The organism is Micromonospora sp. NPDC000316 (assembly GCF_042898885.1).
In the GTDB taxonomy this organism is placed as follows: Bacteria; Actinomycetota; Actinomycetes; order Mycobacteriales; family Micromonosporaceae; genus Micromonospora.
This window is the reverse complement of record NZ_JBIAZG010000015.1, coordinates 1-11,024: the sequence shown is the minus strand read 5'-3', so window position 1 is coordinate 11,024 and position 11,024 is coordinate 1. Positions and strand designations below refer to the sequence as shown.

The window sequence follows — 11,024 nt, the reverse complement described above, 5'->3', positions numbered from 1 at the left end:
CTCTCCCAGGGTCGGTCAGCTCATTGTCGGGGGTGGCTCCCCGACGACGCCGTCGAACGCGCCGGCACGAACCAGCCGGCGCGTACACCGCACACGGGTCCGCGCCGACCGGGGTGCGGTCGGCGCGGACAACGCGACGGGTCAGCTCTTGCGGCTCTGCCGGATGACAACCACAGGGCTCTTCGCGTGGTGCAGCACCGCGTGGCTCACCGAGCCGAGCAGCACGCCTGCCAGCGCGCCCCGGCCCCGTGCCCCGACCACTGTGAGCTGCGCGTCGGCCGACTCCTCCACAAGCAGCCGCGCCGGGGACCCGTACGCCACCCGCTGCCGTACGTGTACGTCCGGGTACCGCTCGGCCCAGCCGGCGAGCGCCTGGGCGAGCACGCGCTCCTCCACGGCGGCGAGCGCCTGCACGTCGTAGCCCAGCGGCAGGAGGTCGCTCGGCGGGGCCGGGATGGTCCAGCCGTGCACGGCCACCAGATTGGTGCCCCGCATCGAGGCGGCCTCGTACGCGAAGCCCAGCGCCTCGGTGGACAGGGCCGAACCGTCGACGCCGACCAGGACCGGCCCGTCGGCGCGGGTCTCACCCTTGACCACGAGCACCGGGCAGTCGGCGCGGGCGGAGACCTGCACCGCCACCGAGCCGAGCAGCAGGCCGCCGAAGCCGCCCAGGCCCCGGCTGCCGAGCACCAGCAGCTTCGCGTCGCGAGCCTCGTCCAGCAGCACAGGTGTGGCCGCGCCGTCGATCACGGCGCCGGTGACTGTGACGTCCGGTGCGACCTTGGCGGCCTCGGTGACCGCTTCGGCGACCAGCTTGTCGGCCTGGGCACGGAACCCGGCGTCGGCGGGAGCGCCAGGTGCCGGCGTCAGCGGCACCTCGTAGAGCGGCCAGATGAACGCGTGCACCACTCGCAGCGCCCGGCCTCGCGTCGCGGCCTCCCGGGCTGCGACGCGCACCGCCTCCAGCGCCGATGTCGAACCGTCGACCGCCACCACCACGGGTGCACCGGATCTCTTGGTCATCACGTTCCTCCTTCGGTCGAGCTCCATTCTCCTACGGGCGTCGGCCTGATGATCAGGGAAGGAGGGTAGGGGGGTGGGGGCCATTGGTCCCGTCGTCGGCCCGCGACTGCCCGTCGGCGGTGTCCGAGCGCCTCGACCGCGGCCCGGGGATGTCGTCCACAGACGCGTCGGACGGTGGCGGCGTTACACGGCGGCGGGTCAGCCGCAGCACCAGGGCGGGCAGGGCACTGACCGCCGCGCAGGCCAGCAGCACGGCCGGTGTCAGTGGTTCGGTGTCGAGCAGTTCGCGCAGCGGGGGGAGCAGCACGCCGCCGACCTGGAGCAGCGCCGACACGGCGACCGCGACGAGGAGGCCTGGGTTGCCGCGTCGCGTGCCCGCAGGCCGGGGTGCCCGGACCGCGAGTGCCACGCCGAGCTGGGCCAGGCCGAGCACCACGAAGACCACTGACTGCCAGGGCAGGTCCCGGGCGGCGGCGACCACGCCGGCGCCGAGCACCACGGCGGCGATCAACGCGCCGGTGAACAGGACGTCCCGACCCAGACCGGCACCGAGCACCGACTCCTGCGGCGAGCGGGGCGCTCGACGCAGCGTGCCGGGTTCGGCAGGCTCCGCGCCGAGAGCCACCCCGGGCACCCCGTGGGTCAGCAGGTTCACCCAGAGGATCTGCGCGGGTTGCAGCGGCACAGCCAGCCCGAACAGCGGGCCGACGAGCATCACCAGGATCTCGGCGACTCCACCGGAGAGGGCGTACCGCAGGAACCGGCGGATGTTGTCGTAGATGCGCCGGCCCTCGCCGATCGCGGTGGTGATCGTCGACAGGTCGTCGTCGACGAGGACCAGGTCGGCGGCCTGCCGGGCGACCTCGGTGCCGCCGCCCATCGCCACCCCGATGTCGGCGCGGCGCAGCGCGGGCGCGTCGTTGACGCCGTCGCCTGTCATCGCCACCACATGGCCACGCGATTGCAGGTCGGCGATGATGTCGAGCTTCTGCTCCGGCTGGGTGCGGGCGAAGACCCGGGTGTCCGGATGCGTCGGCGAGTCGTCGTCGCCCCGAGCCAGGGGGTCACCGTCGCGCCACAGGCCCAGCTGCGAGCCGATCGCGGCGGCGGTCGCCGGGTGATCGCCGGTGATCAGCAGCAGGCGTACCCCTGCGGTGTCGAGACTGTCGGCGATCTCGGGAGCGGCCGCGCGCAGCGGGTCACCGACGGCGGTCAGGCCCAGTGGGCGCAGGCCGGTCGGCGCGGCGAGGTCCGGCGGGGAGTCCACCAGGGCGGCGGCGACGGCGAGCACCCGCAGCCCTTCGGCGGCGAGTTGGTGCGCGGTGCGGGTCAGCGCGGCGATCTCGTCGTCGGTGGCGTCGAGCAGGGTCGAGTTGAGGACGCTCTCCGGGGCGCCCTTACAGACCACCAGGTAGCGCTTGTCGCAGGAGCGGTGCACGGTGACCATCCGGCGCTGGGCCTGGTCGAAGGGGTGCTCGGCGAGCCGTGGCCAGGCGCTGCGGGTGGTCTGCGGGTCGAGGCCGGACCGGGCGGCGAAGGCGACGAGCGCCGCTTCGAGGGGGTCGCCCACGGCGCCCCAGTCCTGTCGCTCGTCGTTCGGGGGTGACAGGGCGGCGTCGTTGCAGAGCAGCCCGGCCCGCGCCAGCCGGCGCAGTTCCTCCGGTACGGCTACCGCGGCGCCATCGCGGTGCACGGCGCCGTGCGGGGCGTACCCGCTGCCGGTGATCTGGTATCGCGTCCCGTCGGTGGTGACGACCTGCTGCACGGCCATCCGACCCTCGGTGAGGGTGCCGGTCTTGTCGGAGGCGATCACGGTCACCGAGCCGAGGGTCTCCACCGCGTGCAGCCGGCGCGGGATGGCCTTCGCGGCGGCCATCCGGCGTGCGCCAAGCGCCAATGCCAGGGTCACCACCGCCGGCAGCGACTCGGGCACCGCCGCGACGACGAGGCTCACCGCCGTGACGGCCATCTCCACGATCGGTCGGCCGCTGAGCACCCCGATCGCGAAGACCAGCCCGGACAGCGCGACCGCGATCACACCGAGCGTGCGTCCCAGGGTGGAGAGCCGACGCTGCAACGGTGTCGCTGTCGGCCGGGTGCCCGCCACCAGCGAGCTGATCCGGCCCAGTGCGCTCGCCGGCCCGGTCCGGACCACTGTGCCGTCCGCGCGTCCGGTGGTGACCACCGTCCCGGCCAGCGCCTCCTGGCCGACCGTCCGTCCCACCGGCACCGACTCGCCGCTCAACGCAGACTCGTCCAGTTGCAGGCGGTTCGCCTCGACCAGCACCAGGTCGGCCGGCACGATGTCGCCGGCCTCGATCCGGACCAGGTCGCCGTGCACCAGGTCGGCGGCCGGAACCGCCAGGTCCCGGCCGTCACGCACCACACGGGCGGCGGGGGCGGCGAGTTGACCGAGCGCCGCGATGGCGCGGTCCGCGCGGATCTCCTGCACCAAGCCGATGACCGTGTTCACAAGCACGACCAGGAGGATCACCGCGGTGTCCGGGTAGTCGCCGAGCGCGGTAGTGACCACGGCCGCAGCCAGCAGCAACGCCACAAGCGGGTCGGTGAGCTGACGCAGGACCCGTACGGCCACGTGCCGGCGCGGTGGCGGCGCCACGGTGTTCGGTCCGTTCGCCCGCAGCCGGGCGGCGGCCTCCGCCGAGTCGAGCCCGACCGGGACGGGCACGTCGACCGTTGCCTCCAGCGTTCGGACCGGTACGCCGGTCTTGGCCACCGTGAGCTCCCTACCTCGCGCGGCGTGTCGAAGGCACGCCATCCCCACCCACCTTCGCGCGGTGGGCTCCGGGGAGGCAGGGGCGTTGCGCCCGCTGGACCCGGGACCAACGGCCCGTGTCGAGCCGCATCGCCGCTTGCACGTAACTACGTATGTTCGTACTATCGACGCGTGACGCACATGGAAGAGCGACTAACCGCGCTTGAGGCACAGGTCGCCGCCCTGACCGAGCGCCTGACGTCGACATCAGCCCCGACTGACACACCGCCCACGCCCGAAGGTGCCTTCTGGGCCCTCGACGGCCTCAAGCAGCGCCTGCCGTCCGACGGCACGGGCGCCGTGCTCTACACCGGCACCGTCCGCGTCGCCGACCAGCACTACGACTGGCAGTACGGGCGCACCGTCGATGATCTGCTCGACGGCGACTGGACGGAGCTGGCCGCCACCCTGTCCGCGCTGGCCCACGGGGTGCGGCTCCGGCTGTTGCGGGAGGTTCTCGGCGGCCGGCAGGGCACCGGCGAACTGGCCGAGATCGAGGAGTTGGGCACCACGGGCCAGCTCCACCACCACCTACGCCAGCTCACCGCCGCCGGTTGGCTGCGCAGCGTCGGCCGAGGCCGGTACGCCGTTCCCGCCGAACGCGTGGTGCCGCTTCTGGCCATCCTCGCCGCCGCCGGCCGCTGAGCCGGCCCACAGCTGTCACATCCCTCGATCGTCGAGCCACCGCCAGGTGGACACCCCCTCCGACCGAAGGAGCACGATGCGGAGACCAGTCGTCACCGCCCTCGTCGTCGCGCTCGCCGCCGGCCTCGTCGGGGCCGCGCTGATGCCCCGCGTCCCTCGCCTCGGCACGCAGGTGACCGGCGACCCCGACCTCGCGCGCACCGCCCGAGCGGCAGTGCCCGACCCGAAAGGACACCGCGGGCTCGCCGTCGCACTGGTCGAGAACGGGCGGATCCGCACCGCCGGCCTGGGCGACCGGGACCCCGACGGCCGGCCCGTCGAGACCGGCACCGCGTTCGAGATCGGGTCGGTCACCAAGGTCCTCACCGGAATGCTCCTCGCCGACCAGGCCGCCGCCGGTGTCGTGCGCCCCGACGATCGGCTCGGCGACACGTGGCCCACGGTCACCGGCCCCGTCCGCGACGTCACGCTGGCCGAGCTGTCCAGCCACCGGGCCGGCCTGCCTCGGTTGGCCGCCGGCTCCGCGCTGGGCTGGGCGCGCGTCCTCTGGTCCAACGTCTCCGGCGGCAACCCCTACGCCGGGCAGGACGTCCACGGCGTCCGGAACATCGCCGACCGGGCCACCCCCGGCGACGGGCGCGGCGAGGTGCACTACTCCAACGTCGGCCCGTCGGTTCTCGGCCAGGCGCTCGCCGCGAAGGCCGGCGCGACGTACCCCGATCTGCTGGAGGCACGGCTGCTGCGGCCCCTCGGAATGACCGCGACAGTGGTCGCCACCGGGGCGACCGACCTGCCGGCCGACCGCGCCCACGGCAGCCGGGCCGGTGGGCGGCCCTCCGACCCCTGGTGGGGAGCCGGGTACGCCGCAGCCGGCGTCGGCCCCTGGTCCACAGCCGAGGACCTGGCCCGCCTGGTCGCGGCCACCCTCGCCGGCACCGCGCCGGGCGCCGACGCTGCCACCGCCCGCTTCCGCGGCGACGACGACACCCGCATCGGGTACGGGTGGTTCACTACCCGCCACGGCGACCGCGAGATCGTCTGGCACAACGGCGGGACCGGCGGGTTCCGCTCCTACGTCGGCTTCGAGCGCGCCACCGGCCGGGCGGTGGTGGTGCTCGCCAACACCGACAAGGGCGTCGAGGCGATCGGTCTGCGACTGCTCGGAGTGGTGGAGGAAGACGCCGAGGCGGCGACGCCGGCGGTGTCGCTGTGGATCGGCGCCGGTCTCGCGGTGGCACTCACATTCGTCGGCGGCCTCTCCCTGCTCGGCACCGCCCGCCGACGCGAACTGGACCGCGTGACGCTGCTGGCTTCCACGGTGTGGGCGTTCGCCTATCTCGGTCTCGGGCACCGACTGGGGGACTGGTCAGTGGTGCCCGCCTGGCTGTGGCCGCTCGGGGCGGGTCTGTCGGCGGCGGCGGTGGCCCTGGCGGCGACCAGGTGGCGGGCCCTGCCGGCGGTGGACGCACGGGTGCCCTGGCGCCGCCTGCTGTCGGTGGCGGGTTCCCTGTGCGTCGCCGCGGTGGCCGTCGCGGCCGTGCTCGCCTGAGCGCCGCGACCGTCGGGGGCGCCGCGGCCGGTTGCCTCAGACTGTCACCTCGGCTGCGTACCCTTCTCCGATGACCTCCGATGTGCGGTTACGCCCCGTCCGCGAGGACGACCTCGTGGAGTTCTTCCTGCACCAGCAGGATCCGGAGGCCAACCGGATGGCCGCGTTCGGCCCCGCGGACCCGTCCGACCGCCGCGAGTTCGCCAGGCACTGGGCGCGGGTGCTCACCGACCCGGCGAACCTGGTCCGCACCGTCGAGGTCGACGGCGATGTGGTCGGCCACGTCACCGCCTTCCCGGTCGGCGACCGCACCGAGGTCAGCTACTGGATCGACAGGGCCCGGTGGGGGCGGGGCCACGCCACGGCCGCCCTGACCGCGCTGCTGCGCGAGCTGCCCCGGCCGGTGCACGCCCGCGCCGCCAAGGACAACGCCGCCTCCCTCGCGGTGCTGCGCAAGTGCGGCTTCGTCGTGGTCGGTGAGGATTCGGGGTACGCCAACGGCCGCGGCGAAGACGTCGAGGAGTGGCTGCTCGAACTGCCCACCGATGGGCCTGACCTGGGCGGGCACTAGTCTCGCGGGGTGAACTGGTTGGATCTGGTCGGCTGGGCCGGCTCCGCGGTGCTGGTCTGGTCGCTCCTTCAGTCCCGCGTCCTGCGGCTGCGCGCGATCAATCTCGTCGGCTGTGTCGTGCTGATCGGCTACAACGCCGCCATCGAGGTCTGGCCCATGGTCGGGCTCAACGTCGTGCTCGCGGTGATCAACATCTGGTACCTGCGGGGCATGCTCGCCACCCGCCACGACGAGCAGACCTACCAGGTGGTGGAGGTCGGCGTCGGCGACCAGTTTCTGGCACACACGCTGCGGGTGCACGGGTCGGACATCGCCCGGTTCAACCCCGACTTCCGCTGGGACCCGACCGCGGGCAACCGCTCGGCCTTCCTCGTGGTCACCGCCGACGAGGTGGTCGGTGTGGTGCTGTCGCACGCCGAGGCGCACGGAGTCGCCCAGATCGACCTGGACTACGTCACCCCGAAATTCCGCGACTTCACCCCCGGCGAGTTCGTCTACCGGCGCAGTCGCCTCTTCACCGATCGGGGCTTCCACCGGGTGGTCAGCCCGCCCGGCATGCTCGCCCCCTACTACCACCGGCTCGGCTTCCGCCGCGAGGGCGACTCGTACGTCCTGGATCTGCCCGCCGCATCGGCCACCGGCTCCGCCTAGCGCGCCCGGCATGATTCGTTCGCCGTCCGACGGGGCACAGACACGCGTACGCCGGGCGGGGTTACCGACCGGCGGGCGCCGCGCGGACCGGCCGGCGCCACCACCGGAGAGGGAGCGAACGCGGCGTGCAGAGCTACGGGAGCCAACTGGCCCTGGTCGGAATTCTGATCGTCATCAACGCGCTCTTCGCCGGCAGTGAGATGGCGTTGGTGTCGCTGCGGGACAGCCAGATCCAGCGGTTGGAGCGCACCAGCAGGGCCGGGCGGGTGCTGGCCCGGCTGGCGAAGGACCCGAACCGCTTCCTGGCCACCATCCAGATCGGCATCACCCTGGCCGGCTTCCTGGCCTCCGCCGCGGCGGCCGTCTCGCTGGCCAAGCCCCTCGTACCGCTGCTCGGGGCGTTCGGGAGCGCCGCGGAGACGGTGGCGATCGTGGTGGTCACCCTCGCGCTGACCTTCGTCACACTGGTCTTCGGCGAGCTGGCACCCAAGCGGATCGCCATGCAGTCCGCCGAGCGCTGGGCACTGCTTGTGGCCCGCCCGCTCGACCTGCTCGCCACCTTCTCCCGGCCGGCCGTCTGGGCGCTCGGCGCGACAAGTGACCTGGTGGTCCGGCTGGTCGGGCTCAACCCGAAGCACAAGCCGGACGAGATCGGCCCGGACGAGCTGCGCGACATCGTCGCCGGCAACCACGGCTTCACCAAGGAACAACGCACAATCATCGCCGGCGCCGTGGAGATCGCCGACCGGCGGTTGCGGGCTGTCCTCGTACCCCGGTTGCAGGTCTTCACGCTCGACAGCGGGACCACCGCGGAGGCCGCGCGGCTGGTGCTGGCCGCCACCGGGCACTCCCGGGCGCCCGTGGTGCGCCACGGCGGCCTGGACGACACGGCAGGCGTGATCCACCTGCGGGACCTGGTGGGAGTGCCCGACGACCGCCCGGTCGACGAGATCGCCAGGCCCCCGATGCTGCTGCCGGACTCGCTGCCCGTGGTGGACGCGCTGCGCCAGTTCAAGGCCGAGCGGCAGCACATCGCGCTTGTCGTGGACGAGCGCGGCGCCGTCGACGGAATCGTGACGCTTGAGGACATCCTGGAGGAGATCGTCGGGGAGATCTACGACGAGACCGACAGGGACGGCTACTCGGTGCGCCGCGACCCGGACGGAGCGCTCCTGCTGCCGGGCACCTTCCCGGTGCACGACCTGCCGGACATCGGTGTCGACCTGCCGTCGCGGCCGGTCGGTGACTACACCACCGTCGCCGGTCTGGTGCTGACCCACCTCGGGCACATCCCCACCGTGGCCGGGGAGGACGTCACCCTGGACGGCTGGGTGCTCCTGGTGGCCGGCATCGACCACCGGGCCATCACCGAGGTACGCGTGAGCCGGCTCCCCGACGAAACCGACACCGACGTCGACACCGACGCCGAGCCCGTGCTGGACGAGGCCCGCAGTTGACCGCTCAGTTGTTGGAGAGGTTCTGCAGCCGGACCTGACCACGCGCGACCAGCCGCTCGTCGGCGTCGGTGATCTCCACCTGCCAGAGCTGCTGGCTGCGGCCCCGGTGCACCGGAGTGCCGACTGCCCGCAGCTCGCCCTCGCGCACGGCCCGCAGGAAGTCGGTCTGGTTCGACACCCCTACGACCGTGCCACGGTCGGCCAGCCAGAGGGAACCGCCGACGCTTGCCGCGGTCTCCACCACCGAGCAGTACACCCCACCGTGCTGGATGCCGAACGGCTGGTGCAGCTCCGGCCGGACCTGCCAGCTGATGACGACGCGCTCGGCGGTCGCCTCCTCGAACTTGAGGCCGAGTAGGGCGACGAACCCACCAGTGATGTCCGGCATCTCCACGGCAAACCCCTCCTCGATCAACAAGGCGCCAAGCGTAACCGGGTCGGGTTGCGCGAAACCCGGTATGGGCCGGCACCGGCGATGGGGGAGAATCGGTGACCGTGACCGACAGCAGCCTCCCGCCCCCCGGGCGGGCCTCCCTGACCGATGACCTGCTCTGGCGTGGCCTGATCCAGGACTCGACCGGCCTCGACGAGCTGCGCGAGCTGCTCGACGGTGGGAGTGCCGCCACCTATTACGTGGGCTTCGACCCGACCGCGCCGAGCCTGCACGTCGGCAACCTCATGCAGGTCCTGATGGCCCGCCGGCTGCAACTGGCCGGCCATCGCCCGTTGCTGCTTGTCGGCGGGGCGACCGGGCAGATCGGTGACCCGAAGGAGAGCGCCGAGCGGGCGCTCAACCCGACCGAGGTGATCGCCGGCTGGGTCGAGGGAATCCGCGACCAGCTCGCGCCCTTCGTGTCGTACGAGGGGGACAACGCGGCGCAGTTGGTCAACAACCTGGACTGGACCGGCGAGATGTCGATCGTCGAGTTCCTCCGTGACGTCGGCAAACACTTCCCGGTCAACAAGATGCTCGCGCGGGAGGTGGTGCGGGCCCGGCTGGAGACCGGCATCAGCTTCACCGAGTTCAGCTACCAGCTGTTGCAGGCCAACGACTTCTTCGAGCTGCACCGCCGGCACGGCTGTCAGCTCCAGTTCGGTGGCTCCGACCAGTGGGGCAACATCACCGCCGGCGTCGACTACGTACGCCGACGCGGCGTGGGGCCGGTGCAGGCGTTCACCACGCCGCTTGTCACCAAGTCGGACGGCACGAAGTTCGGCAAGAGCGAGGGCGGCGCGGTCTGGCTCGACCCGACGATGACCAGCCCGTACGCGTTCTACCAGTTCTGGCTCAACGTCGAGGACCAGGAGGTCGACCGCTACCTGCGGTACTTCAGCTTCCGGTCCCGTGACGAGCTGGAGGAGCTGGCGAAGGCGACGGCCGAGCGGCCGGCCGCTCGGCTGGCCCAGCGGGCGCTCGCCGAGGAGCTGACCACGCTTGTGCACGGCGCCGGGGAGGCCCGACAGGCGATCGCCGCCAGTCAGGCGCTGTTCGGCCGTGGCTCGCTCGACGAGTTGGCTCCGGAGACGCTGCGCGCGGCGCTGACCGAGGCCGGCCTGGTGCGGCTCTCCGGCGACCTGCCGGACGTGGCAGGTCTGCTGCGGGACTCCGGCCTCGTCAGCGGTCTCAAGGAGGCCCGCCGGGTGATCGCCGAAGGCGGCGCCTACGTCAACAACAACCGGGTGACCGAGGTGGACGCTGCGGTGTCGCCGGCCGACCTGCTGCATGGCCGATACCTGGTGCTGCGCCGGGGGAAGCGCTCCTTCGCGGGCGTTGAGCTGGGTGAATAGTCGGCTGTCGACGATGTGACGGGGGACGCGTCCGGCGGATTTGACGATCATCCCGCCGGACGCGTAACTTTCTCTCTGCCAGCGCGGAACGGACGAAACAGGCGAAAGCCTGCAAGGCCGGAGCGCAGGTGACGGCCTCGGGGTCGGGCGGTTACGCCGACCGGATTCCCCGACCGGGTGGTGCCCACGAAACGCCGCGAGGCGGATTTGGCGCGGCGAAACCGACCGGGTAAGGTAGTCAGTCGGCAGGGAAACGGGCGAGCGAGCGGGAAACCGCTACGGCCGTCCTGTCGAACCCCGTGACGAGAGCGGCGCAAGCCGGTCGAGACATGGCGCCCGCAACACGGTACGAAGCACGACGAACCGCGAAACACCGGTTTGACACGGCGGAAACCAGCGGGTAACGTAGTAAAAGTGCCTGGCGCTGGAAAGCGCTAAGGGACACGAACGAAAAGCCCCGCGATGGGGCCCCGGGTTGGGGCTTTCTGGTCGGTGTGTGGTTGTTCTTTGAGAACTCAACAGGGTGCTTTGTAAAGCCAGTGCCAATTATGATTTATACCCCGG

9 protein-coding genes are annotated in these 11,024 nt (G+C 72.3%); 6 read left to right on the top strand and 3 right to left on the bottom strand.

The genetic code is table 11. The annotated features are described in order from the left end of the window. Positions 1–141: 141 nt before the first annotated feature. Both ACFY2Q_RS23870 and ACFY2Q_RS23865 read right to left on the bottom strand, forming a co-directional pair. Positions 142–1,023, bottom strand: a complete 882-nt coding sequence (locus ACFY2Q_RS23870; RefSeq protein ID WP_387133704.1) for a universal stress protein — start codon at positions 1,021–1,023, stop codon at positions 142–144. Positions 1,024–1,075: 52 nt separating this feature from the next. Further along, entirely contained in the window at positions 1,076–3,760 is a 2,685-nt protein-coding gene (locus tag ACFY2Q_RS23865) for a cation-translocating P-type ATPase (RefSeq protein WP_387133702.1), read from the bottom strand. Positions 3,761–3,940: 180 nt separating this feature from the next. Here ACFY2Q_RS23865 and ACFY2Q_RS23860 point away from each other — a divergent pair, with 180 nt between their 5' ends. The 5 genes from ACFY2Q_RS23860 (at position 3,941) to ACFY2Q_RS23840 (ending at position 8,672) form a co-directional block, all read left to right on the top strand. Next, positions 3,941–4,444 (top strand): ArsR/SmtB family transcription factor, encoded by a 504-nt coding sequence (locus ACFY2Q_RS23860; RefSeq protein ID WP_387133874.1) that lies wholly within the window; start codon positions 3,941–3,943, stop codon positions 4,442–4,444. 76 nt (positions 4,445–4,520) lie between these two features. Further along, positions 4,521–5,993, top strand: a complete 1,473-nt coding sequence (locus ACFY2Q_RS23855; protein WP_387133701.1) for a serine hydrolase domain-containing protein — start codon at positions 4,521–4,523, stop codon at positions 5,991–5,993. Positions 5,994–6,063: 70 nt separating this feature from the next. Then, complete coding sequence (locus ACFY2Q_RS23850; protein ID WP_387133700.1) at positions 6,064–6,564, top strand: GNAT family N-acetyltransferase; 501 nt, start codon at positions 6,064–6,066, stop codon at positions 6,562–6,564. A 9-nt stretch (positions 6,565–6,573) separates the two neighbouring features. Beyond that, on the top strand, positions 6,574–7,215 hold the full coding sequence (locus tag ACFY2Q_RS23845) for a hypothetical protein (protein ID WP_387133698.1): 642 nt from the start codon (positions 6,574–6,576) through the stop codon (positions 7,213–7,215). A gap of 125 nt (positions 7,216–7,340) precedes the next feature. After that, positions 7,341–8,672: a hemolysin family protein gene (locus ACFY2Q_RS23840; protein ID WP_387133696.1), complete on the top strand. Its 1,332-nt coding sequence runs from the start codon at positions 7,341–7,343 to the stop codon at positions 8,670–8,672. A gap of 4 nt (positions 8,673–8,676) precedes the next feature. On the opposite strand, the gene ACFY2Q_RS23835 is transcribed toward ACFY2Q_RS23840, so the two are convergent. Then, the gene (locus ACFY2Q_RS23835) at positions 8,677–9,084 is read right to left on the bottom strand and encodes a PaaI family thioesterase (protein ID WP_387133872.1); all 408 of its coding nucleotides are present in this window, start codon (positions 9,082–9,084) and stop codon (positions 8,677–8,679) included. Between the two features lie 83 nt (positions 9,085–9,167). Here ACFY2Q_RS23835 and tyrS point away from each other — a divergent pair, with 83 nt between their 5' ends. Beyond that, positions 9,168–10,460, top strand: a complete 1,293-nt coding sequence (gene tyrS / locus ACFY2Q_RS23830) for a tyrosine--tRNA ligase (RefSeq protein ID WP_387133871.1) — start codon at positions 9,168–9,170, stop codon at positions 10,458–10,460. The last annotated feature ends 564 nt before the right edge of the window (positions 10,461–11,024 follow it).